The organism is Cyclobacterium sp. 10D3-21 (genome assembly GCF_055809755.1).
The window spans coordinates 3,493,465-3,517,101 of the sequence record NZ_CM147924.1 but is presented as its reverse complement, the minus strand read 5'-3'; the positions used below and the strand labels follow the sequence as shown (position 1 = coordinate 3,517,101).

21 protein-coding genes and 1 riboswitch are annotated in these 23,637 nt (G+C 39.4%); of the genes, 11 read left to right on the top strand and 10 right to left on the bottom strand.

The window, feature by feature from the left end; all coding sequences use genetic code 11:
- The 8 genes from AC0L7T_RS14045 to AC0L7T_RS14010 form a co-directional block, all read right to left on the bottom strand.
- Positions 1-738, bottom strand: coding sequence for an outer membrane lipoprotein-sorting protein (locus tag AC0L7T_RS14045; RefSeq protein ID WP_473343290.1), 738 nt, complete (start codon positions 736-738; stop codon positions 1-3).
- 62 nt (positions 739-800) lie between these two features.
- Positions 801-2,075 carry an ABC transporter permease gene (locus AC0L7T_RS14040; RefSeq protein ID WP_473343289.1) on the bottom strand — a complete coding sequence of 425 codons (1,275 nt, stop codon included), beginning with the start codon at positions 2,073-2,075 and terminating at the stop codon, positions 801-803.
- A complete protein-coding gene (locus AC0L7T_RS14035) occupies positions 2,072-3,229 on the bottom strand; it encodes an ABC transporter permease (RefSeq protein WP_473343288.1) in 1,158 nt (385 codons plus the stop codon). Before AC0L7T_RS14035 ends, AC0L7T_RS14040 begins: the two co-directional genes overlap by 4 nt.
- The gene (locus tag AC0L7T_RS14030; RefSeq protein ID WP_473343287.1) at positions 3,226-3,933 is read right to left on the bottom strand and encodes an ABC transporter ATP-binding protein; all 708 of its coding nucleotides are present in this window, start codon (positions 3,931-3,933) and stop codon (positions 3,226-3,228) included. The genes AC0L7T_RS14035 and AC0L7T_RS14030 overlap by 4 nt, the downstream gene beginning before the upstream one ends.
- Positions 3,934-3,943: 10 nt before the next feature.
- Positions 3,944-5,038, bottom strand: coding sequence for a hypothetical protein (locus tag AC0L7T_RS14025; RefSeq protein WP_473343286.1), 1,095 nt, complete (start codon positions 5,036-5,038; stop codon positions 3,944-3,946).
- Positions 5,039-5,073: 35 nt separating this feature from the next.
- Positions 5,074-5,661 (bottom strand): TetR/AcrR family transcriptional regulator, encoded by a 588-nt coding sequence (locus tag AC0L7T_RS14020; protein WP_473343285.1) that lies wholly within the window; start codon positions 5,659-5,661, stop codon positions 5,074-5,076.
- A 906-nt stretch (positions 5,662-6,567) separates the two neighbouring features.
- On the bottom strand, positions 6,568-7,296 hold the full coding sequence (locus AC0L7T_RS14015; RefSeq protein WP_473343284.1) for a LytR/AlgR family response regulator transcription factor: 729 nt from the start codon (positions 7,294-7,296) through the stop codon (positions 6,568-6,570).
- Positions 7,293-8,339, bottom strand: a complete 1,047-nt coding sequence (locus tag AC0L7T_RS14010; protein ID WP_473343283.1) for a sensor histidine kinase — start codon at positions 8,337-8,339, stop codon at positions 7,293-7,295. The genes AC0L7T_RS14015 and AC0L7T_RS14010 overlap by 4 nt, the downstream gene beginning before the upstream one ends.
- A 205-nt stretch (positions 8,340-8,544) precedes the next feature.
- On the opposite strand from AC0L7T_RS14010, the gene AC0L7T_RS14005 reads away from it, so the two are divergent.
- The 6 genes from AC0L7T_RS14005 (at position 8,545) to AC0L7T_RS13980 (ending at position 17,496) form a co-directional block, all read left to right on the top strand.
- Positions 8,545-8,901, top strand: coding sequence for a hypothetical protein (locus AC0L7T_RS14005; protein ID WP_473343282.1), 357 nt, complete (start codon positions 8,545-8,547; stop codon positions 8,899-8,901).
- 24 nt (positions 8,902-8,925) lie between these two features.
- Positions 8,926-11,274 (top strand): TolC family protein, encoded by a 2,349-nt coding sequence (locus tag AC0L7T_RS14000; protein ID WP_473343281.1) that lies wholly within the window; start codon positions 8,926-8,928, stop codon positions 11,272-11,274.
- Positions 11,274-12,368 (top strand): efflux RND transporter periplasmic adaptor subunit, encoded by a 1,095-nt coding sequence (locus AC0L7T_RS13995; protein WP_473343280.1) that lies wholly within the window; start codon positions 11,274-11,276, stop codon positions 12,366-12,368. Before AC0L7T_RS14000 ends, AC0L7T_RS13995 begins: the two co-directional genes overlap by 1 nt.
- Before the next feature lies 1 nt (position 12,369).
- Positions 12,370-15,450: an efflux RND transporter permease subunit gene (locus tag AC0L7T_RS13990; RefSeq protein ID WP_473343279.1), complete on the top strand. Its 3,081-nt coding sequence runs from the start codon at positions 12,370-12,372 to the stop codon at positions 15,448-15,450.
- Positions 15,451-15,524: 74 nt separating this feature from the next.
- A complete protein-coding gene (locus tag AC0L7T_RS13985) occupies positions 15,525-16,379 on the top strand; it encodes a DUF6268 family outer membrane beta-barrel protein (protein ID WP_473343278.1) in 855 nt (284 codons plus the stop codon).
- Positions 16,380-16,470: 91 nt separating this feature from the next.
- Positions 16,471-17,496, top strand: coding sequence for a S1C family serine protease (locus tag AC0L7T_RS13980; RefSeq protein WP_473343277.1), 1,026 nt, complete (start codon positions 16,471-16,473; stop codon positions 17,494-17,496).
- On the opposite strand, the gene AC0L7T_RS13975 is transcribed toward AC0L7T_RS13980, so the two are convergent.
- Positions 17,476-17,721, bottom strand: a complete 246-nt coding sequence (locus tag AC0L7T_RS13975) for a hypothetical protein (protein ID WP_473343276.1) — start codon at positions 17,719-17,721, stop codon at positions 17,476-17,478. The genes AC0L7T_RS13980 and AC0L7T_RS13975 overlap by 21 nt on opposite strands.
- A 593-nt stretch (positions 17,722-18,314) precedes the next feature.
- Here AC0L7T_RS13975 and AC0L7T_RS13970 point away from each other — a divergent pair.
- Both AC0L7T_RS13970 and AC0L7T_RS13965 read left to right on the top strand, forming a co-directional pair.
- On the top strand, positions 18,315-18,557 hold the full coding sequence (locus AC0L7T_RS13970; protein WP_473343275.1) for a ribbon-helix-helix domain-containing protein: 243 nt from the start codon (positions 18,315-18,317) through the stop codon (positions 18,555-18,557).
- A 927-nt stretch (positions 18,558-19,484) separates the two neighbouring features.
- Positions 19,485-20,624, top strand: a complete 1,140-nt coding sequence (locus tag AC0L7T_RS13965) for a DUF4221 family protein (protein ID WP_473343274.1) — start codon at positions 19,485-19,487, stop codon at positions 20,622-20,624.
- A gap of 230 nt (positions 20,625-20,854) precedes the next feature.
- Here AC0L7T_RS13965 and AC0L7T_RS13960 read toward each other — a convergent pair whose 3' ends face one another.
- Positions 20,855-21,379 carry an OsmC family protein gene (locus tag AC0L7T_RS13960; protein WP_473343273.1) on the bottom strand — a complete coding sequence of 175 codons (525 nt, stop codon included), beginning with the start codon at positions 21,377-21,379 and terminating at the stop codon, positions 20,855-20,857.
- 241 nt (positions 21,380-21,620) lie between these two features.
- A riboswitch (SAM riboswitch) is annotated at positions 21,621-21,724 on the bottom strand.
- A 546-nt stretch (positions 21,725-22,270) separates the two neighbouring features.
- Here AC0L7T_RS13960 and AC0L7T_RS13955 point away from each other — a divergent pair.
- The 3 genes from AC0L7T_RS13955 to AC0L7T_RS13945 all read left to right on the top strand — a co-directional run bounded on the left by AC0L7T_RS13955 (position 22,271) and on the right by AC0L7T_RS13945 (position 23,535).
- Positions 22,271-22,522: a type II toxin-antitoxin system Phd/YefM family antitoxin gene (locus AC0L7T_RS13955; protein WP_473343272.1), complete on the top strand. Its 252-nt coding sequence runs from the start codon at positions 22,271-22,273 to the stop codon at positions 22,520-22,522.
- 387 nt (positions 22,523-22,909) lie between these two features.
- On the top strand, positions 22,910-23,110 hold the full coding sequence (locus AC0L7T_RS13950) for a HigA family addiction module antitoxin (RefSeq protein WP_473343271.1): 201 nt from the start codon (positions 22,910-22,912) through the stop codon (positions 23,108-23,110).
- A gap of 179 nt (positions 23,111-23,289) precedes the next feature.
- Complete coding sequence (locus AC0L7T_RS13945; RefSeq protein WP_473343270.1) at positions 23,290-23,535, top strand: ribbon-helix-helix domain-containing protein; 246 nt, start codon at positions 23,290-23,292, stop codon at positions 23,533-23,535.
- The last annotated feature ends 102 nt before the right edge of the window (positions 23,536-23,637 follow it).

The window sequence follows — 23,637 nt, the reverse complement described above, 5'->3', positions numbered from 1 at the left end:
TTATTTTTTTAAGGAGGCTTTTGTGAATATATAATCTGGAATGGGAGGATTAAACTGAATTTTTTTGAGGATGAAATCCGTCCCTTCTCCGGATTTTAAAACATCTTTAAAATTGATTTTTTTCGGATACCAGCGACCGTCAATTTGTTCTATTTCAGACATTACGGTTCTCTTCAATAATTGCCCGCTTTTGGCAAACAATTCCTCCTTAAGGGGGATGTATCGCTCCTGATCTATCCATATTTTTCGTTTATGGTAACTTACATTTTCTACCGAGGCAATTAATTCCAAAACCCAGACTTCCCTACCCTCTATGGTTTCTTCTCCCAGTACGGTACCATTATAGATTTCTGAAAGTTTCCTATCTTCCATCATGTCTTCATAAGACAAGTCTGAACCCATAACCGATTGGCGAAGCATGTGCCCTGAGAGTTGAATGGTGCGGTCTGTAGAAGGAGAATAGATCCACAAGCGATCTTCTAATTTTAACATTTTTGTACCTCTTTCTCGTTCTGGATAGAGGTATTCTGTAAAGGATTTTTTATTGCCTTCGGTATAGGATTTTGACCCTATGGTTTGAACGTTTCTTTTGCCTCTGATGACCATCTCAGATTCGGTGATCTCTGTTTTAGAGACCATGTTTTTATCCACCTTTTCCAGAATGGCCTTGGCATCCTGAGCATTGGCCTGAAAGGTCCATATGGACAACAGGCAGGCTATAATCAATTGTTTTTTCATTGGTATAAATTTTTAATTTGAATCAGCAAGCAATTTCAATTTGAATTCCGGGCCTCATTAATTTAAACCTCTAACTCCTTGAACAAACTGGCAGTTTCCCTTTTATAAATTCCTATTCCGGAGAGCATATTGCCAAAAACCATGGCAAAAACACCAGGTATAAAACCAATATAATAGAGGTTAGGAGTTACTTTGGCTCGCATTTCAGTAGGCATCATCATGGAAGAATTGTCTACCATGCCTTCTATGTTGATGCCATAGTTTTGCAAATAAAATGCCCCAATAAGTCCTAAACTAGTACCTACCAGCGACCCTATAATTCCGATCAGCGTGGCTTCCAATACCAGGGACCGATAAATCCTACCTTTCGACTCTCCTAGCGCCAGGCGAATACCAAATTCCTGGTAACGCCTTAGTCCCCCGATTAAGCCTGTATTCCATAAAACCACTGACATGGCCCCCACAAAGATGATCACAAAAATAGTTGACATATTGTTGGCATAATCCAGGAGATCACCCAGGTTATTTTGTGCCCGGAGGGTAAACATTTCCGGGGCATATTCGTCGGGATTGTCTTCAAATCTTTGGTTAAAGGCTGTTTCCAAGGCCATAGCAGCCTTGTCATCGTAGACCCCATTATTGAAGAAACCAAGGATTTCTCCGCACCCATCCTCCATGTCCAGCATTTCTTGCGCCGCAGTAATATCCAAAAGAATTGCCCCTTTATCCATTGCAGCCACACCGAAACGAATGGTACCACTTATGGTAAAGTTTTGGAAAGTCATGCTGCCATACATGGTAGTGCCAAAGTAGGTCACTTCCTCCCCTATTTTGAGGTTTAGTTTGCTGGCAAATTCATCCCCAATAAGCGCTTCTTTTGAATTTTTTGGGAGACTTCCAGATACAATCGAATTGGTGATATTCATTCGGTCCACCTCACCGCTTGATGCATTCAGAAGATTGATAGCTATACCGGCTGCGGGTCCCTGTCCTTTTGATTCTCCATTCCCATCGGGGGCATCCAGAAGTCCTCCAAATCGAATTCTTTTGACCCATTGCAAATCAGGATAATTTGTCTGAAGATCAGCCATAAGGCTATCTACCCCGAGTAAGGCCAGGTCATTGGGGAGCTGGTCTTTATTCTCTGCATAGGCCCTTGACATAATTTTTACATGACCCGTTTCAAATTTGGCATTTTGATCTACCATATCTGTCATGGCACCACTGAGAAAACCACTCAGGACTATCGTGAGTGATACGCCAAGTGAGATGACAATGATAGGGAGCATACTCCTGATTTTGTCCCTGATAATTCCTTTAAATAAAAACTTTATCATTGTAATTTTCCTTTTAAAGCCTCAACTGGATTCATATTTGCTATTTTTTTGGCCGGCAAAAAGCTGACTACCGTTGCCGAGACAATCACCAACAGCATCGTGCCCAGGATAAGTTGAATACCGAATACAGGAAAAATCCTTGAAGCCATGGTTACGCCCATTCCTTGGGTCACATCAGGAAATGAAATTCCATTTATGGCCAAATAAGCGAAAATAGGCAAGCCAACAAGCCCTCCTACCAGCATGGCCAAGAAACTATACATGCTTCCTTCCATAGTAAATAAAACCACTACCTGACCTGGGGTCATTCCCATAGCGACATAAGTACCGATTTCTTTTTGCCTGCGAAAAACGGACAATACCTGGGTATCAAAAATGGCCAATAAAGCGATGGCCAATAGCATAAGGTACATGATAGACCCTGAAATCTTTTTGGATGCAATGATTTCATTAATGTTTTGAAGCAAAGTTTCCTGGTTTACAAAAGTCCACCCATTTAATTTTTGGTGGGAATATTCTTCATTTGCAACGAAATAAGTAGCCTCTTCTTTAAGTCCTGTCATGGCCTGAAGCTGTTCAAGGCTTATCCATATTTGCCCTGAATCAATGTTGCCTACATCCGAGTCGAAAATTTTGACTATGGTTATGTTCATTGCATCAAATGTTCCATTCTTGTCTCTCCAGCGCAATAGCACTTCCTCCCCCTCTTTTAATTTGGCTGCATCTGCCATGCGCTTTCCTATGATTGCCGGGATGGATTCCATTTTCGAGCTTAGATAAATAGTAGGTAGTTCCAACTGGCTTTGATCCACTGGTATTCCTTTTAAGGCAATTGAAAGCATCCTACCCTGTGGATAGATGGATGCCTGTCTGATTAATATAGGCGTCAATAGGGGAAATTCCTCTGGCTTGTATAGCTTATGGGCATCTTGAATGGAAAACGGATCATAAGGATCGTAATTGTTTACCCTCAATTCTCCATATCCAATTTCCCAATTGATGGTCTCTAGCCTGGCCTGCTGATTCCACCCATCCAACAAGCCATTATAGAAGATGATGAGAATAAAGGCGAAGGCCAAAATACCTACATTTAGCCAGGTTCTCAAACCAGCTCCTATAAGGTTTTTGTAGGCTAGTGTAAAGGCCAATTTCATGCTTGTACCTCTTGGTCTATGTTCTTCACATCAGACACCACTTTCCCATCCTTTAAAGAAATGGTTCGGTCCAGATAAGCCATGACTTTTTCGTCATGGGTAGAAAATAGGAAAGTTGTTCCCAATTCCTTGTTCAGCGTTTTCATGGTTTTCAATATCGCATGCGCATTGGCAGAGTCCAGGTTAGCGGTTGGTTCATCAGCCAACAATAGCTTTGGGCGTTTTACCATGGCCCTTGCTATGGCCACCCTTTGGCCTTCCCCTCCAGACAATTTGTCTGGCCTTTTATTGGCCATGCTTTCTAAGCCTACCCATTCCAGTGCTTCCATAACGGCCTTCTTTCTTTCGTCTTTAGGAATGTCTTGAAGGAGCAAAGCAAATTCTACATTTTCGAAAACCGTATAGACAGGTAAAAGGTTGAAAACCTGAAATATAAATCCAATGTGGAAATTTCGTAATTTAGCAGATTCCTTGTGACTAAGTTTGGCAATGTCCTTACCCATGACCATCGCTTCCCCTTCCGTAGGACTGTCCAAAGACCCGATGATATTCAACAGGGTTGTTTTTCCGGAACCACTAGGTCCCACAAACCCTGCAAATTCACCAGCTTTAAAAGTCAAAGAGACATCATTCAAGGCAGTAAAATAACCATCTCCTACTTCAAATTTCTTGGTTACATGTGACAATGAAATAATTTTTTCCATAATGTTTCAATTAGTGGTTGTAGACCAACATTAGCCGTAAACCCGGGCCTTTAAATTGGTTGACAAATTCGTTTTGTTGAATTCCTTGTTGTATGGATTCAGGATTGTAATACCCCATAACGTATCCGGTTAATTTTTTGAATTGATGAGAATAATTTAGAAAGAAGCTGGTATTGGCAGTACTCCAATCATAATACATGACAGTGGTGAAGTTATCAAAAAAGCTCAACGGATACATTAGGGTAGTTGCAGTTACATGCATGGCATTGTTTATGGCTAAATTATCCTCGTCAAAATTAATTTGCATGTGTTCCAAAACAGTATTTAGGCCCGTGCCTACGGGGAAGGTATAATCAACCCCTATATTTAGTAAGGTTTGGTTGGTCAGGTTTTCTACTTGCTTTTCTCTATGAACGTAAACAGCTTCAAACCATAGGCCTACGCCTAAATCCCATTTCCCATCTAAGCCAAATCTGTTTTCAGGAATTTTGTTAAAACCATTGACCTGGTCAATGGTTACTGAACTGGCGGTCCGATGATGATAGGAAAATGCCAACTCACCTTTGGGAACAGGGTTTTGAATTCTACCGCCAAATTCCGGAATAGCTTTATTGGTAGGGACCACGTCAAATCCCCGTGCCATTTTATTGCCATAAAGGCCCCAAAGTCTAATATTGGCATTGTTCAAAAAGGTGTACCTTCCCATAATGCCATAAACACCATTGGTCAACTGAAGCGGATCTCTGGGATCTATCTGATTGAACCATTGGAGTGGGCGTAAAATGGCTGCCGATCCAAAATCGATCTTCTGTAATCCCAATCTAAGCTCAAACTGGCTTGAACTGTACCTTATCCAAAGCCTGTAAGGGTTGACATTAAAATCGGACTCACCTGTATTGAAATTTGAAAAGAGGACGGTGCTGGAAATATTTGCTGAGGCAACTATGTCAATGTTTTTGACCGAATCAATAGAAGTATTGATCCTTAATTCAGGAATATAACGGGCACCAAAGAAAATAGGAAGGTCATTTTTAGGGCTATAACTACTTACTAAAGAAGCTTGACCATGAAAAAGGTCCTTTTGGGCCAAGGATTCTTGTATCAAATAGCAACTTAAAAGCAATATGAGTACAAAGGGCCTCATTTTAGTTTTTCAGGAGATACAATGCCATAAAAAAAGAAATTCACCATTTCCATTATCAAATCCTCTGTGGTCTCATACATGGCAATTAGTTTTTCATCTCTTAGCTTATTGTTGATGTCATTCATCATGTAAATCAAGAAAGGAAAATGCAGGTCCTTCCTTACCCATCCCTCCTTCTGAGCTACTTTCAGGTGTTCAATAAATTTATTCTGCCCATTTTTGTTGGCTTCAACGATCAGTTGTTGTAATTCCCCTTCCTCATTGTTCATTATGTCAGTGATAAATTCCTGACTTATGCCACGGGAAAATTCATGTTCTAACAAAACCACTTCTTTCATCTTTTGAGGGAAATCGATTTTCTTTGCCATTATGTTATCGTATAATTGCTCACTGCTGCCAATTACCTCCTTCAAAACCATTATCGCAACTACTTTCTTATTGGCAAAACTTCTATAATACGTCATTTTGCTTACGCCTGCTTTTTCGCATATTTCTTCTACAGTGACCTTATTGATCCCATATTTCCAGAAACAATCTTTGGCAGCCTTTAAAATGGCCAATTGACTTTTGGTTCTCTTTGTCAAATTTATGTTACTTATTTTATGCCAATTTACGATTTTAGTAACATTAATCAAATTTAGTAACAAATATTTAAATGAAGTAGGTTAAGATTTTGTCATTATTGTTGCAGAAAAAATGGCAACAATAACGCCAAAATCATAGTATAAACGTCATTTTAACCACGGGCTAAACACCCGTGGCTACATAGATTTCACCCCCTTGGGGCTCTTGCCTTTCGTTAAATTCACGGGGCTTCACCACCTTGGAGAATTTAAGGAAAATTGGGAAGGAAAATGGAAATTTTATTGCCGGATAAAAAAGGTTTTGATGTGTAACTCAATAGAGATTTTGTCATTATTGTTGCAGAAAAAATGGCAACAATATCGCCAAAATCATGGTATAAACGTCATTTTAACCACGGGCTAAACACCCGTGGCTACATAGATTTCACCCCCTTGGAGCTCTTGCCTTTCGTTAAATTCACGGGGCTTCACCACCTTGGAGAATTTAAGGAAAATTGGGAAGGAAAATGGAAATTTTATTGCCGGATAAAAAAGGTTTTGATGTGTAACTCAATAGAGATTTTGTCATTATTGTTGCAAATAAATGGCAACAATATCGCCAAAATCATGGTATAAACATCGTTTTAACCACGGGCTAAACACCCGTGGCTACATAGATTTCACACCCTTGGGGCTCTCGGTTTTCGTTAAATTCATCCGTCTTCACCAGTAGCTCGGTACAGATATCTATACAGTTTCTAAGCTCCTCAATCATAAGAGCCTAAAGACCACACAGATTTATGCTAAAGTGATTGATCAACGAAGAAAAGAAGCTGCCGAGCGCATACCTGACTTAGGGTTGGATAATAAAGGAATGAGGATTGCTTGAGCATGGCGGCTATACGGGAACTGAGAGAAAATTCAGATTCAATCTCCCAACAAATTGAGCTGATCAATCAGCTTAAGGAATTCGTCTCGCTTGTTCTTGCTCAGTATGGCAGTATGATCGCTGCTTAACTTAACCATATTACCATCAATACTATCAATATGGTCTATGTTCACAATGTGTGATCGGTGAACTCTGAAAAAATTGGATGGAAGTATTTGGACTAGCTTACTCATCGACTGTAGCGACATGATTTTTCGTCCATCTTTCGTGATAATTTTCACATAAGGACCATCACCATTAATTACAATTATGTCATTAAATGAGACCTTAATGATCTTGTTATCAGCTTTGATGAATAGTTTATCAGTTTGCTGCGAAGAGGTGGGCTTTAGGAGATTATCAACTTTAGAGTCTTTTGCAGAGATTACTTTGGCAACAGCCTTGTAAAATCGGTCGAAATCTATGGGTTTTAATAAATAGTCTGCCACATCCAATTCATAACTCTGAACTGCGTATTCAGAATAGGCGGTGGTAAGAATAGTGGCAGGTTTGTTAGGTAAAATTTTTAGAAAATCAAGGCCAGTTAGATCAGGCATTTGAATATCAAGAAACAGAACATCAATGTTATCATTTTTAATATGATTGAGTGCTTGGAGCGCTGAACTACAAGCAGCCACCAATTCCAATTCAGGAACTTTACTCACATAATCCGAAAGAATTTTCCGGGCAATATTTTCATCATCGACTATAAGACACTTCATTTTCATAATGTAATCTTTAGGTCCAGCAGATACATGTTATCTTCACGAGATATGTCAATTTTGTGTTTCCTGGAATAATTAGCTTCAAGTAATTTTAACGAATTTGTAAGCCCAATTCCTTTACGGTTCATTGTAGAACCCTCCATTTCTTCCTTAATTGTATTTTCTGTTCGAAAATTAAGTTCACCACTATCTACTTCCAGACTGATTTTTATCCATCCCTGCGGGTTGCCTTCCAGATCAGAGTGTTTAAAACAGTTCTCAATAAAATTAATAAGGATCATTGGTGCAATTCTATGGCTGTTGTTGATACCAGCATAGTAGAAATCTATGTTCATAGAATCTTCATGCTTAAGCATCTGAATACTTAAATAATGTTCAATCAGCTCCTTTTCTTTCGATAAAAGCACTTTCTCCTGATCACAATCATACAGCAAATAGCGCAGTAGCTTGGAGAGCTTTGAAATCATTTCAGCAGCTCGCTCATCCCTTAGATAGGCGAGCCCATAAATATTGTTGAGCGTATTAAAAAGGAAGTGTGGGCTAATCTGGCTTTTTAACAACTTTAGTTCTGCCTCAACTCTTTGAGCTTTATGCTCAATCTTTTGAACAGCGTTGAGATAATATATACGTGCCACACGAATGCTGGCCATATAAATGATTCCCAGAAAAACCATCAATACCCATAAAATTATTCTGACTGATTTGGGAGCATAATCTTCTCTTACTTCTGTCAAATCTAGTGCTTCGGCCATAAAAGTGTGTGCATATATTCCGCTAACAACAATCAGCATATTGACACCAATCAGAATACCCAATCTTCTGTCAACTTTCCCCTCACTAGATAAGTATTGTGGAAATATCTTATATCCAAAAAACCAAATAATCAGCGTGCCAAAAAAGACATAAGTAACCAAATAGTAAATGGTTTCTGCCCCACTTCGCTGAAAGATCAGTACCAAACTGATAGCAACGTGCATACCGAACCACAACAGGTTAGGTCCTACTTTGAGGAAACGTTCTGTCTTAGATAATGCTTTACTCATCATTGCAATAATATACTCAGTTTTTAAGGAAATATAATTAAATAAATGAAACTATGATTTTGTCGCATGAAAGATTGATTTGGCTAATTGAAAGGCTTTGTTCAACACAATAGCCTTTTGGTTCATTTATTCTCGTGGTTCATAAATCCTTTTTCATGGTGATTGGTAGTAGAAATAGTTTCGCATTGAAATCAAAAATCAAACAAACATGAAAAAGATCAAAACACTATTTGCAATTGCTTTATGCATCCTATCAACTCACCTTTTTGCTCAAAATAATCAAGATGAAATCATTGCCACTTGGGAGACGCAAGAAGCGAAAGTAGAAATCTACAAAGTAGATGACAGGTACATAGGAAACCCCATCAACGCAGAGGGAGAGAGAAATACAGAAATCGAAGTACTCAATCTTGAATATAAAAACGGCAAATGGGTTGGGAAAATATATTCTAAGAAGAGAGGAAGGCTCCTGGACGTAGCATGTCAGGTGGAAGGGAATAAACTTCTCCTTGAGGTAACTGCCCGATTCGTATCTGCAGATCTCGAATGGACGAAAATCAAATAATTAAACGCTCCAAACATCTAAGTTATGAAGTTTGTAATAAGTTTAATCCTGCTCGTATGCATTACGCCTGTATTTGCACAACAATTTAAAGTTGGTGTGATTTCAGATTTTGAGAAATCCCCTAATCTGGAATCAATCATTAACCAGATAATTCAGGAAATCGATCAGACTACAGGTACATCAAGAGAAGTCAGTTTGGGAGCTACGATCTTTAGTGTTTCCGATATTAAGTCCGCGCAACACGCTTATCACCAATTTGATGATCAGGTTGATCTCGTCATTGCCTTAGGAAGCGTGAGTACGAAGGGGATGTCATTGATAAGCAATCTTCCAATACCTGTTGTTGCTTTGGGGATAATCGATCCTAATTTGCAAGAAATCCCCTATATAAACGGAACCTCAGGAAAGCCGAATTTCACTTATATCTGGCAAACACGCGATTTAGATAGAGAATTAGAAGCTTTTCATAAGATTCATGATTTCAAAAGCGTGGTAGTTTTTGTGGATGAGAAAGCCGCATCTACAGTCAGTGCGCAAAAAGCCAAGAATCTCATTGATTCTCTTTCTAAAAAGTTAAATGCTGAAGTATCTATTATCCCTGTTGGTTCCAACATGGATCAGGTCATCAATCAGGTGCCTACAGAAGTAGATGCGGCCTATTTCACTCTACTCTTGCACCAAACCGAAACGCAGATCCGATGGCTGATCGATCAACTCAATAAGCAAAAAATCGCAACGTTCTCTGGCAATGCCAGACTGATGGATTATGGTGTGCTTGGGTCGATGGCTAATGAAAACGATCTGCAGCAAACCATTAGAAAACTAGCTATTGCGATTGATGGAATTGTCTCAGGTTCGGATCTCTCATCCATGCCCGTGATGCTGGACACTAAAGAGAGTCTGCATATCAATATGGCTACGGCACAAAAAATCCAGCGCTCTATTCCTTTTGATGCACTTTTCACAGCTACCCTTATTGGAAATAATGACGGAACAGTCAAAACCTATTCATTTGAAGAAATTGCCGAAAAATCCCTAGAAGAGAACCTTAACGTTCAAATCAGTTATCAGGATGTAGCGCTTAGTAAGGTGCGTGTCAAATCTGCAAGATCAAACGTATTGCCATCGCTAGAGTCAAATCTTACAGCTTCTCAGATCAATGAGGAGCGGGCTAACGCAACATTCAATACGCCAGAGCAATCATTGACCGCAGGTCTCACCTTTACCCAGTTGATCTACTCCGAACAAGCTGTAGCTTCTATCAAGATTGCCAAATACCTGGAAAAAGCCCAAGAGTTCAATACGGAGGCTGAAGTTTTGAGGGTGCTGTTTGATACCTATACAGCTTATTTAAATGTATTGTCTGCCAAGACTAACGTGCAGATACAGCGAGAGAACCTTTCGAACACACGAAAAAACAAGGAGTTGGCAGCTATTAGAGTAAACCTGGGGGCCTCAAACAACACTGACCTCTACCGATGGGAATCTGAGTTGGCGATTGCCAGTCAGTCTGTAATCGAAGCTCAAACAACACTGTTAACTGCTAAACTTCAATTGAACACCTTGCTAGCGAATACTTTGGAATCAACGTTTGAGGTAGAGGATATTTCGCTAGAAGATGAACTCTTTAAAACGTTTAGTCAAGGACCTATAGCTGAGGCAGTAAAAACTCCAGAAAGTCTACGCATTGTTTCAGATTTTTTAGTGGCAGAAAGTCAACTTCAAAACCCCAATAAAAAGGCATTATTGGAAAACATGAACGCAGCTAATCGTCAGCTTACTCAGAATCAACGATTACTTTACATGCCTACTATAGCCCTACAGGCCCATACTTCCCAGGTCTTGACGAGAGGTGGGGCTGGTTCCGTATTGGATGCACAGGCCATGGCCCTAGGTGTTACCCAACTGCAAGACAATTCCTGGTTTGTTGGGCTCTCGCTTTCTTTCTCAGTTTTTGATGGCTTTGGCAGAAAGGCAGCTATCCAGCAATCCAAAATCAAGTTAGATCAATTGGATCATTCACAAACACTTCTAGATCAGAATCTGGAGCTGGGTGTGAGAGCCAACGTACTTGATTTGTTGCGTGCAAATACAAATATTCGATATAGCAAATCTGCGTCAGAGAGCGCTCTTGAAAACTTTGATCTGGTTCAGGAAAATTACAAACAAGGTCAGGTAACGATTACCCAACTGATAGATGCTCAGCAAAGGGCATTGGAAGCCAGATTAGCGGCTGCTTTTTCCATCTATCAGTATATCCAGGCTCATCTTCAATTAGAATTCAACGTGGGCTCATTTATCATGCTGATGCCTGAAGATCAGCTTCAGCATTTCAATAACCGATTTCAACAATACTTAAATAATCAAAACTGATGCAACGAGTAAAATATTTATACATGGTTCTCATTGTCCTAATCCTTCTCTCAGGATGCGGGAATTCAAATGAGGAAGAAAAGAAAGAATTAGTCAAACCCATCAAGTATGGAGTGGTAGAATCGTTTGGAGGCTTAACACCACGCGCCTTTAACGGGATCACGCAATCTGGTTCGGAAACGAAACTAAGTTTTCGAACGGGAGGCCTAATTACTAGGCTGAATGTGGGCGTAGGTCAGCGAATAAGAAAGAATCAGCTACTTGCCCAATTAGACCAAACAGATGTTCTACTTGCCCTGCAGCAGGCTCAAGCAGATGTAACGAACACAAAAATACAGATGGAAACGGCCTCATCTAGCTTCGAACGCGTCAAACAACTTTATCAAACCAATAATGCCTCATTAAGTGATTATGAGAAGGCAAAGAGTACGCTATCCAGTGCTCAAAGTTCCTATGAAATCTCGCTGAAACGTTTGGATCTGCAACGGTCACAGGTTTCTTACACCACCATTACTGCCCCTATGTCCGGCATTGTTTCTTCTGTACATGTGGAAGCTAACGAAGTAGTTAGTCCTGGCCATATTGTTCTCACGATGAGTAATGAAGACGCCAGCGATATAGAAGCACAAGCTGGAGTCCCTGAAAAGTACATTAGTCAGATAAAGCAGGGAAGTCCTACCAAAATTAGGATACCTACGCTATCAAGTGAATTTGATGGAGTCATCACAGAAGTAGGATATACTTCTTCCGGTGGCACCTATCCAGTGATTACTTCACTTGCCAACACTACAGATGAATTACGGCCAGGTATGCCGGTTGAGGTTACGTTCACTTTTGGCAATGAGAATCAGCAAAAGCAATTGATCGTCCCCGTCAAGGCTGTTAGCGAAGACGAAAGCGGACAATTTGTTTATGCCCTAAGTCTCATAAATAATGAAGTCTATGAAGTGAAAAAAAAGGCGATAGAAATCGGTAGGCTCACTTCAGAAGGCTTTATCGTGAGGTCAGGTTTGGCTCTGAATCAAATCGTAGCTGTGGCTGGTCTAAGGACCCTATATGATGGAATGAAGGTCTCACTTTTAACCCAAGAATGAAATGAATCTTACTGCTTTTGCGATCAAGAATAATCGTGTTACTTATTTGTTACTGGGGATCATCGTCATTCTTGGGATCACAGGATATGCGTCATTACCTAGGGACAGCATGCCTCCATTTACGATTCGGATGGCAAGGATTGTTACCGTTTTTCCCGGGGCAAGCCCGGAAAGAATGGAGCTTTTGGTCACTGACCCATTGGAGAAAGTTGTACAGGAGATTCCAGAAGTAGATTATATCGAAAGCGAATCGAGAACTGGCATTTCTATTGTCAAAGTTGCCCTGAAAGAGAGCATTGACAAGTCGGAGCTCAGACCCATTTGGGATCGCCTGAGAAGAAAAATTGATAATGTAGTAATGCCTTCGGGGATTACCAAAGGCCCGGATTTAAAAGATGAGGATTTGGGGATTACTTATGGCATTGCGATCGGTCTGGAAAATGACGGATATGAACCCAAAGAGCTGAAGAAGTATGCGGATCAATTGAGAAATGAGTTGATCCGGTTAAGAGATGCCGCCAAAGTAGAACTAACAGGTGTGTTGGAGCGCAGGGTATACATTGATTACAATGATGCCGAGCTGGCAAAAATTGAACTATCAGCCAATGAGTTAAAGAATGCTATTACGAGCACGAACATTATTATTCCTGCAGGTCAGATCAGCTTCGAAGATGAGCGCGTCATTCTGGAGCCTTCTGGAAATTTTGAAACGATAGAGGACATTCAGAACATGATCATTCCGGTTGGATATCAAGGGGAATCCGTTTATTTGAAGGACATAGCTAATGTCTATGAAGGCTACATCTCCCCTAGGGAAACCATTGTAAGGATGAGCGGCCAACCGGCCATTGGCTTGCATATTTCGTTAAAGGATGGAGCCAACATTGTGCAATTAGGCGAGGAGGTCGACCAACTACTGGCCAGTTTCAACCAGACCCTTCCTATTGGAATTACTGCTAAAAGGATTGCATCCCAGGATCATGCAGTCTCTAAAAGTGTCAGCGATTTTATCTCTAACCTCATTCAAAGTGTGGTCATTGTATTGGCCGTTATGTTGGTATTCCTTGGACTTAGAACAGGGGTTGTAGTAGCGAGCCTGATCCCTGCTGCTATAATGATGTCACTGTTTTTAATGGGTGTTTTTAACATTGGCCTCAACCAGGTTTCACTGGCCGCCCTCATTATGGCATTAGGTATGTTGGTGGATAATGCCATCGTCATGGCCGAATCGATGATGGTGAAAATGGAAAGAGGAGATAATGCGCTAGATGCTGCAATCGCTTCCAGCAAAGAGCTTATGATTCCCTTATTGACCAGTTCGTTGACTACTTCTGCTGCATTCCTGTCTTTTTTTATTGCCGACTCCATTATGGGCGAGATCATGGGCCCACTATTTTCGGTGATCACCATTACGTTGCTCTCCTCCTGGCTTATGGCGTTAACTATTGTGCCTATGTTGGCCATTGTATTTATTAAAGTCAAGCAGAATAGCAGTAGTCAAAAGACCGGTTTCTTCGACATCCTCAATAGATATTACAAACAAATTATCGTCTGGTCATTGGCTAAACCCGTTTTGATTTTATCTGTAGTTTTTGGATGTCTGGTACTTTCGCTGATCGGTATGGGTAAACTGGGCTTTGTGTTTATGCCTGACAGTGAGCGTAATCTGGTGACCGTTGACCTCATATTACCTACTGGCACAAGTTTGGGAACGACCGATGCACAAGTCTCCCGAATAGAAAGGTTTATATCGGACAGTCTGCTTATCAACAACGAAAGACTTGGTGGTGTGAGGAATTGGTCTTCTTTCATTGGTGAAGGCCCTAAGTCCTATGATCTCGGCTATCAGCCCGACCAAAAACAGACCAATTATGCACACCTTTTAGTCAATACATCATCTGGTGAAGACAATCAGATGGTCATTGACCGGATTAATTCATTTGCTTTTAATCATCTGCCAGATGCCAAGGTTACAGTGAAAAGACTTACCAGTGGCGGAGGAGCCAGCGTCCCTATTCAGGTCCGAATTAGTGGCCCTGATGCAGAAAAGCTAACCCGGATTGCTGGTGAAACGAAAAACCAACTACGAACCATAGTCGGGACTAGCAATGTGGATGACGACTGGGGTCCGAAAATTAAGAAAGTTAATGTCGATATCAATCCATCCAAACTTAGTTACAATGGATTGACCAATCAGGATGTTGCACTATCTTCTTACACGACTTTGTCTGGATATACAGTAGGTGAGTACCGTGAAGAAGAAGACAATATTCCTATAGCGATGAGAACGGAAGGTAGCCTTGAGGTAGCGTATGAAGACCTGGAAGGACTAAGCATCTATAGCCAACGAACAGGTAAGACTGTACCGATGGCTCAGGTAGCAGACATCAGTGTAGATTGGCAATTAGCAAAAATTATTAGACGAGACCTCAACAAAACCATAACGGTAGAGTCTCAGCTACAGGCAGGATATACTGCAGCTGAGGTCACTGACGAAATGCTAATGTGGCTCAACGAGCAAAGAAACAAATGGGGCAATGAATATGTTTTTGAACTTGGAGGAGAGTCCGAAGCAAGCGGTGATGCAATGGGTGCGGTCATGGCTAAACTGCCTATTTCATTTTTCATCATCATCCTGCTTCTTGTCATGCAATTTAACTCATTGCGAAAAAGTAGTATTGTACTGCTTGCCATTCCTTTTGGAATCATTGGTGTGGTGGGTGGTTTGCTGATCACTGGAACCAATTTGAGCTTCACCGGATTCCTGGGTATCATTTCACTATCAGGAATTGTGATTAATAATGCCATCGTACTCCTTGACCGGATTCAATTGGAACTAGATGAGCATAAAAGAACGCAATACAATGCAATATTGGCTGCTGCACACGAACGGTTTCGCCCCATTCTACTCACCACCTTTACTACTTCTTTGGGTCTAATTCCCTTATGGCTGGGTGGTGGTGACATGTGGGAGCCTCTCGCAATAGGCATCATCTTCGGATTGCTTTTTGCCACGGTGATTACGCTGGTATTGGTTCCGGTGCTCTATCGATTATTTTATAAAGTATACCTACCAAAATGAATATTCTGAAACACTTTTATAAACCAATATTGTACGCAATATGTGGATTGCTCCTACTTAATGGTTCGACTGTTATGTCACAGGATCTTCAACTCGCAGGACTCAGCTATACTAGATTTTCAAATGCTGAAGTGTTGGACTCGCCACTGAATCAGAGCGTGGAAGTTAATGAATACAATTTCTTTGTAAATCTTCCTAAAACGCTCAAAAATGAGAAGACCATTTTGATCAATGGTCTCCAGTACAGACTGGCAACTCCTTTCTTAGACAATGACCTTAATTTGGGTTTGGAAGGGCAGCAACTGCATGTTATAGGTTATCGTTTTACAGCGATACATCAATTGGAGCATAAATGGAGGGTACTGGTATCACTTAATCCTACATTATCATCTACATTTAACACAGCACTCGAAGGAGATGATTTTCTGCTTAATGGCACTTTACATTTTGTAAACGAAAAGACTGACCACTTTGCGTATGGTGGTGGTATTGCGCTCACATCTAGCTATGGATTACCTAGGTTGATCCCAACATTACAATTAACATTCAGATCGGACAATGCCAAGTTTGAAATACTCTTGCCACGCCATATTACTTATGATTACTATTTTGAAAAATTCACAGTAGGGCTACAGATGGCCGTAAGTGGTTCGCGCTATAACGCCAATTATTCAAGAGTAAATTCTCTTAATGAAATCAAACAGGTTGATAAGTTATCCTATACTCGGGTGATCGTAGGCCCCACCATAAACTATCGTATTGGAAGTTTTATCCAGCTAGAGGCCTCAGGTGGTATCACCGTAGCACGAAGGGTGGGGCTTCAAGATGATCTGTTAGACTATGAAAACTATGATATAGCGAATAGACCATTCTTCCAATTCGGAATTGTCATTGTGCCACCTAAAAAAGATAAAAAGATCATGAAATGAGCATAAACTTCGAGTCCCTAAACATACCAACGAGGGATGATTAAGTTTATCGCGAATTCCATGTGACCGTTAAAAAACAAATTACATACAAATGAAACATTTAATTTTTGCAGCAATCATTGCAATACCAGATTTATTAAGCGGCCAATCATTGAGTGATCTTTACAAAAAAGTAAGCCCAAGTGTGGTTGTCATTCAAACTAAGGAAGAGGTAGAGAACCCCGATGGCCATGTTAACTATATGGGATCACAAGGATCTGGTGTACTTATTTCTAATCAGGGTGAGATCCTCACAGCAGCTCATGTGGTAAATAGTGCCGAACATATAACTGTGGTCTTTCATGACGGGAAGAAGTTTCCAGCAAAAGTTGTACGATTGGCAACTGTAGCTGATGTAGCACTCATTAAGTTGGTCTATTACGAGAATCATTATCCTGTTGCAAAATTGGGAGACTCGGATCTTACTGATGTTGGGGATGATGTGTTTGTAATCGGAGCACCATTTGGCTTAGAATATTCACTTTCTAAAGGAATAGTAAGCGGAAAGAGTATCGAAAAGACACGAATGGAAGGATTTACCTTTGCTGAATTTTTTCAGACAGACGCGGCTATTAATCACGGGAATTCCGGAGGACCCATGTTCAATATAAAAGGAGAGGTTATCGGTCTTGTGAGCTCTATAGTTAGCGAGTCTGGTGGGTTTGACGGAATTGGTTTTGCAGCCACGATCAATGTGACCAAACAATTAGTTGTAGACAGCAATAAAAGAAGGTGGACAGGGATAAATGGGGTGCTAGTAGACCGAGAATTGGCTAGATTGTTAAATGTTCCTCAACCGGGTGGTATATTAATTCAAAGTGTGGTCGCTTTGTCTCCGGCTTTCATGGCTAATCTACATGGCGGAAATGTACCATTTCGAATGGGTGAGGAAGAAATCAGCATCGGAGGAGATATTATTTTAGAAGTAAATGATATCCCCATTGTCTCCGAGCAAAATATCATAGCGTTTTTCAAATCCATTTTTTTGATGAATGATGAAGAAAGAAGTTCCTTCAAACTCAAGATTTTAAGAGCTGGAGAGGTGCTGGAAGTGATGTTAAGCTTTACTGATGAGTAAATATCCTATTGCATAGCTATTGAGATTGACATTTAAATGAATGTCTGAGACATTCAGCGTATTCATTACTTCGTGTTGGTAGTTAATTAGTGCTTTCACAATGTGGCTTTGCATATTCAGGAATCTATCGCTGACCTTGCCCTGACGAGCCAGGTACTGCAGGTTTTCCTGAAACTTCCTCACTGCTTTTTCAAAGCGTTCGTTTGCCTGATCGAAGCTTTTCATTTCACATCGAGGTATGGAGGGTAGTGCAATATTTCGAAGTTGATTTTTATGGGTTCCTAGTTTGGGTCCGTTTGGGAAAAGGAAGGAAAAAGACAGCTTGAATTAGATAATCTTGGCTATCATTAAAGGGTAATCAAGTACCCTGATTTTAGCCAAAAACACAGATTTCATATATTGTGACAAAAAACGACTGAAATCGACCAAATCGAAGCAAAAACAAAGAAAAATAGTCAAAAATAGGAGTTCGCTTGTACCTCATTTGTATCCTAAGACTTCTAACTAATTGATAATCAAAAGAAAGAACTTTCTGTATCGGAAAGTAGGTGATAAAAAGAGCTCAAAATCACTTTAGATAACAATTAATAAAATACTATAAACCGGTTGTTTACACGTTCATTTTTATGTAATATTAAACTAAAGGATTGTTTATTTTAATTTTTTACCTCACTTATTCCGTTTGGGAGCTGTTGTTTTTTTCATTTATGAGGTTTCGACAATTGATACCGTTTAAATAAAAATAATTGGAAAAGTTAAGCTGTCGGTATTGTTTTATTACTAATTTGATGTAATTTTGTACTTAGATTATATACAATATGCCTAAACAAATTGTTTCAGAAGAGGAGCCGAATGATCGCTGGAGGAAAGAAATGGTTCAGGACAATGGATTTTCAAGTAAAATTGCTTTGATCAATGACCTTATTCGAAAGCAAAAAAGGCAAGAAGAGGAACGAAATTGGTTAAGAAAAGTACTTCTCAAAGGTGAGGAAAGTGGGCTATGCTGTAAGTCCATGGCTGAAATACTCGTGGAAGCCAAAAATAAGAGGAAGGAAGGTTAAAGAAAAGAATTTCTCTGAACAGTAAATCAGCAGAAGAAATTTCAAGAAATCTTTAATTGTCTTGATGTACCCTATATCCGATGACCATAAAATTAATTTGACTTCTAAAATATTATCCGTACAATACCTCAAAATAAAAAAATAATGCCCTTGCCCTTCCTAGTTAGAAGGGTTTTTATTTTTACTTTCCACCAAGTTACAAATAAGCGCAACACCTTCCTTATTCTATAGCCTTACGTCCCTTATTGACAGGGTTTTATCCCTTTTAGGTTATTCAATCACTATACGATTAGGCAAGTTCCTTAGATAAAAGTTTAGTCGTTTAACTCGAAGTCATTGGTTAGGATTTTGCCAGGATTGTATCAATATATATATATATTACATTCTTTCTGGGCTGGTTTATTAAGGACATTTCCTTCTATCCCTAAAGTTTTCTTAAAGTCATCTCGGTTTTAAATCGGGTCATACACTATCCTATTATTGTATTGTCAATACTGAATAAAAGTAAAATTAATTAAATCACAAGTTTAAATATTAAATACTTAGTCATGTTTTAATGAAAACTAAAGATTTATTATATATTTGTACCGGTCTTGACCTTACGATAATCTCAAGAGAAATTGGGTAAAGTACCAGGTACCTGATTTTATAAAACTTGTATTCCATTTCTGTAGACCTCGAGAAAAAAGTAGAGAATTGCCCCTTCAAGTGTTGGGATCGAATTGGCGTTTTTGGACGCTATATGGGCCGAGGCCTTTTTGGACCTCTATCTCACAGACAGGTATCCCAGGCGAGCAATTGAACAAAAAAGACTTGAATTAAAGAAGGATTATTTATTCCGAATTATCTGATTACCAAAAGGCAACCGCATCCAAGAAGTCCGAGTTTGAATTGGGTTTTCCTTCGAATGCATTTAATTTTAAAACTATGAAAAATATATTCTACCTCCTTTTGATTCCCCTTCTCTATTCCTGCGGTAAGGAATCTTCTGAAAAAGCCCAATCAGGAAATATTTTAGAAAAGCTGACCTTCACTGTGGATACAGTACTGGTAGATTCGGGAGAGGATATTTTCATCTTAAGCTCAGGACTAGGAACTAAAGCCCTTAATCAAGACAAAAGCAAATTGTTGTTTTTTGAAAATAGCCCACTGAATTTAGTGGAAGTGGATTTGAATAAGCTCAAGTTAGTTAGTAAGACACCATTTCAAGAGGAAGGGCCTAATGGAGTAGGTTCTAATTATGTTAGGTTTCAGTCGGGACCAAATGGGGATTTATTTATCAACGGCTATACTACACAGGGAATATTTAATGGCAGTGGCCAACTGCTCAAAAGTCTAAATGTGGTGCCGGAAGGAATTGAGCCTGATCTAGCCAATAATGTGCAACAGCTGTATGATAAGGCTGTTTATGATTTTGAGAACAATCGAATCTATTCCCAACCACCAAGTCAGGAAAATAGGAAGCACCTTTTATTTATTATCGATCCGATAACCAAGGAACATCAAATTGAACCAATACCTGAAATGAAAGCTGTAATGGAATTTACGGGGACTTTGGTCGTAGATGGGATGATAGACTTTTTTTGGGTCGACAACCAAATGTATATCGAAAATCAACAACTTTTGCTTACAGTGGGTGCTATGAGCGCGGTTTATCGGTTAGACCTAATGAAAAACAGCTTCGAATTTATTGATATTCAGCACAAAAACTTTCCTAACCGTATGACATTCTCTGTAAATAATTCTCCTGTAGAACAAGCAGAATTTAATGAAGATCGAAAAAAGGTTTTCGAGCATTTGAATTACATGGAGCCGCGCTGGGATGAGAGCAGAGAAATGTTTTTACGACTGGGTAAAAAAACATTTTTGGGTGAAAAACGAGAAGATCCATCTACTTATGAGGTTTTTCTTTTCGCTTATGACCAAGACTTCAATGTTTTGGGCGAAACCAAAATTGAAGGCTTAAAACAAGCTCCGGGAAGCTATTTTTGGAAAGGCGGCAAGCTTTGGTCCTATGTCAATGTCGAAGATGAATTGGGTTTTGCGGTGATTGATTTTAAGTTTTAGACCTATATAGTCAGAAAAGAAGCACCACTCGATTGAAAAAGCATTTAAAGACCTTTTCAATTTTGTTGTAGAAAAAAGCAACACCCTTTCCCACATCTTACCCTCTCCTAATCCCTAAATTAAAAAATCATATCCGGGCCAGGGCTGCAGCGCTTTTCAAATTGAATCAAAAAAGCTCGCTGTTTTCCTCCCATCACCGGATACAATTGCTTGGTTAATGGCTGCTGAATTTAGACAACCGGGTTTTTCTCATTGACAATAGAGATTTTGCTTTCTACTTTTACAGTATTTACCAGGTTGTCCAATACAGGGCAACGCGCCTCTACCTCTTTAATAAGTTCCTGTATCCTTTCAGGACTTTCGTCAGAATCAATAATCGTTTCCACTTCTATTTTATGGTATCCAGGACGGACATTTTCGACTATTCCCAGAAATCCCCTCCAGTCTATATTCCCTTTGGTTTCTACCTTGACATTGTTTAACTGAATTCCTTTTAGGGAAGCGACAACTTGATAGGTAATCACTTGGCATGAGCCTAGAGAAGCCAATAAATACTCTACAGGATTGGGGCCTAAATTTGTTCCCGCCAAAGCTTCTGGCTCATCTGCGATAAATTCAAAATTTCTTGCCGTATTTTTTACGCGGACATGCTCATCCATTTCGGAAGTAACTCTAAATACTCCTTTTGTTAGGCTTGCATCTTTTTTGGTAGCTTCAATAATTCCTTGGAATGTTCGCTGTACTAATTCTGACATGTATTGTATAATTTAAAAGTTAATAAATAATAAATAGGGTGATATAGGGTGATGCTGAAGCAATCACTCAACAGACTGAATCGTATTAGTATCGGAAATTTGAAAATGAAATTTACATGGGGCCAGGCATAGACTTATCCCTATTGTGCAGCAAACAGCAACACAAATGAATCGTCTTGTGGCGAAAAAGTTCCTTTGAAAAGGTGCAAATAATGGGGTTGTGATTTGTCTTCATGTTGTCTTTTTATAGTCCTCTTATTTAAGAGTCTGGAATTGGCACCTTTTCATTTGATGAAGGTTGCCAGTAGGTCATAGAGCCAGTCTCTCGCTACTTCTTTATAAATCAAGGCGTCTATTTTGAAATGCCTTTGACATGATTGAGAGACAAACTTAGGCATAGATTTTTTAAAACAAAACTATTTTGGTGTCTTTTACTAAAAGGACTTTTGGAAAAAGAAAAGCCATGTTTTTAATAATGATTAGGCCTATTCTGCAGGTCAAAATCTTCTTTGGTAACCTGAGTTTGATTTTAGAAAAGAAGGCGTTGGTGGTGGTTATGCCTTCCTTAGCAAATGGGTAATTGAATTATAATCCAAACCATCTTATAATCCACCTAAATCTCATTTTCAGCCACTCCCCTTAAATTAAAAGGGCGGAGCCTGTACCGACCAAAGTTAGGAGGGATTTAACTTCGCGCATGAAAAAAGAGAAATCAATACCGAAATTGGATTACATTGCCTTTTACCGCTATCGGGTTTCGTTGGAATTATGGGGTAAGCATGGGGATTTAAAAAAGTCAATTACATGAGGATCAATCTTATTTCGGTGATAAACTTTAAACTTTTCAAATTAAATTTGTGTAACTTATTGTGTACACAAATTTCTAATTACATGGTTGTAGTAAGCACTAGAGAATTTCGTCAAAACCTAAAAAAATACCTGGATTTAATAGACAAAAATGAGCGAGTTATCATACAGAGAGGAAAAAACAAAGTGTATGAAATCTCCAACAACATAAGAAATGATAGGTTTTTTGACGATCCAGTTATTCAAGAACGTTTGGCAAAAAGTATTCAGTCCTACAATGAGGGAAAAACTACTAAGTTAACAGATGATCATTTGAAGAAAGTTCTTGGCCTATGATATTTGAGATTGGTCCCTTGAGATTTCAGTTAATTGGCGTATTACATTCAACTACAACAATCAAACTGGGGCCGCATACGATTTGGACTTAGAAGATTATCATTAAAATTTAAATGAAATGGAAAGAGATATTACAACATACATTCACCCAGGAAGATTTTTTTTCGAGGAGGTAATTAAACCCGAAATATGCAATAGACAGTCTATTACGTGCTGAAATCGCTTCAAAATCAGCCACTTCGTTGCTGTTTTCAATTTCACCATAGCGGTGCTATGCTAAAATTCCAAACAGCCTGATTTTCTTGCGATTACAACACTCATCACGAATCCTATTACATAATCCGGGTTAAACCAAATCACCTTAAACTTGGTGAAGTCGCTGAGCTCTTGCAAGTTTCCAGGCTCACAGTATCAAAAATTGTTAATGAAAAAAGCGGCATCTCACCCAATATCGCGCTCCGAATTCAGACCGTATTTGGTGGAAGCGCGGAAATGTGGACTAAAATGCAGCACAAATATGACATGGCGCTGGCCATCAAAGAATTCGAGCGAAACAATCCAAAATTGAAAAGGTTTGAAAAAGCTTAGAATTTTTGAGATGAGACTATAAAAACCGAACTGGATTACAATGTCTTTTACCGCTATCGGGTTTCTTTGGAATGACGGAATGATATAATATGCCATTTCAATAAACCCGTACAAAATAAACAAGATGCATTATTCACTCGTTAAATATGGTGTATTATTACACCATAAACACACAAATAATGGCCAGACAAACTATCTCGGTTAATGAACCGAACGATCGTTGGATGAAACAAAAAATTGAAGAAAATGAATTCTCCAGTAAAAGTGAATTGATCAACGATCTAATTCGTAGACAAAGAGAACAAGAAGAAGAGCGATTATGGTTAAGGAATGAGCTTATAAAGGGTGAAAATAGTGGCCTATCCAATAAATCTATGGCTGAAATTCTTGCAGAGGCTAAACAAAGCGTAAAAAATGGCCAATGAATTGTATTCTTACCCGCCAAGCAGAAGAAGACCTTATTCAAATTTATCTTTTTGGTAAAGCAGTTTTTGGCAAAAAGTATTCAGTCCTACAATGAGGGAAAA

Bases quoted from the DNA above. Each gene is read 5' to 3' on its own strand.
- AC0L7T_RS14045 (WP_473343290.1), bottom strand. From the start codon at position 738: ATGAAAAAACAATTGATTATAGCCTGCCTGTTGTCCATATGGACCTTT.
- AC0L7T_RS14040 (WP_473343289.1), bottom strand. From the start codon at position 2,075: ATGATAAAGTTTTTATTTAAAGGAATTATCAGGGACAAAATCAGGAGT.
- AC0L7T_RS14035 (WP_473343288.1), bottom strand. From the start codon at position 3,229: ATGAAATTGGCCTTTACACTAGCCTACAAAAACCTTATAGGAGCTGGT.
- AC0L7T_RS14030 (WP_473343287.1), bottom strand. From the start codon at position 3,933: ATGGAAAAAATTATTTCATTGTCACATGTAACCAAGAAATTTGAAGTA.
- AC0L7T_RS14015 (WP_473343284.1), bottom strand. From the start codon at position 7,296: ATGAAAATGAAGTGTCTTATAGTCGATGATGAAAATATTGCCCGGAAA.
- AC0L7T_RS14010 (WP_473343283.1), bottom strand. From the start codon at position 8,339: ATGATGAGTAAAGCATTATCTAAGACAGAACGTTTCCTCAAAGTAGGA.
- AC0L7T_RS14005 (WP_473343282.1), top strand. From the start codon at position 8,545: ATGAAAAAGATCAAAACACTATTTGCAATTGCTTTATGCATCCTATCA.
- AC0L7T_RS14000 (WP_473343281.1), top strand. From the start codon at position 8,926: ATGAAGTTTGTAATAAGTTTAATCCTGCTCGTATGCATTACGCCTGTA.
- AC0L7T_RS13995 (WP_473343280.1), top strand. From the start codon at position 11,274: ATGCAACGAGTAAAATATTTATACATGGTTCTCATTGTCCTAATCCTT.
- AC0L7T_RS13990 (WP_473343279.1), top strand. From the start codon at position 12,370: ATGAATCTTACTGCTTTTGCGATCAAGAATAATCGTGTTACTTATTTG.
- AC0L7T_RS13985 (WP_473343278.1), top strand. From the start codon at position 15,525: ATGTCACAGGATCTTCAACTCGCAGGACTCAGCTATACTAGATTTTCA.
- AC0L7T_RS13980 (WP_473343277.1), top strand. From the start codon at position 16,471: ATGAAACATTTAATTTTTGCAGCAATCATTGCAATACCAGATTTATTA.
- AC0L7T_RS13975 (WP_473343276.1), bottom strand. From the start codon at position 17,721: ATGAAAAGCTTCGATCAGGCAAACGAACGCTTTGAAAAAGCAGTGAGG.
- AC0L7T_RS13970 (WP_473343275.1), top strand. From the start codon at position 18,315: ATGCCTAAACAAATTGTTTCAGAAGAGGAGCCGAATGATCGCTGGAGG.
- AC0L7T_RS13965 (WP_473343274.1), top strand. From the start codon at position 19,485: ATGAAAAATATATTCTACCTCCTTTTGATTCCCCTTCTCTATTCCTGC.
- AC0L7T_RS13960 (WP_473343273.1), bottom strand. From the start codon at position 21,379: ATGTCAGAATTAGTACAGCGAACATTCCAAGGAATTATTGAAGCTACC.
- AC0L7T_RS13955 (WP_473343272.1), top strand. From the start codon at position 22,271: ATGGTTGTAGTAAGCACTAGAGAATTTCGTCAAAACCTAAAAAAATAC.
- AC0L7T_RS13945 (WP_473343270.1), top strand. From the start codon at position 23,290: ATGGCCAGACAAACTATCTCGGTTAATGAACCGAACGATCGTTGGATG.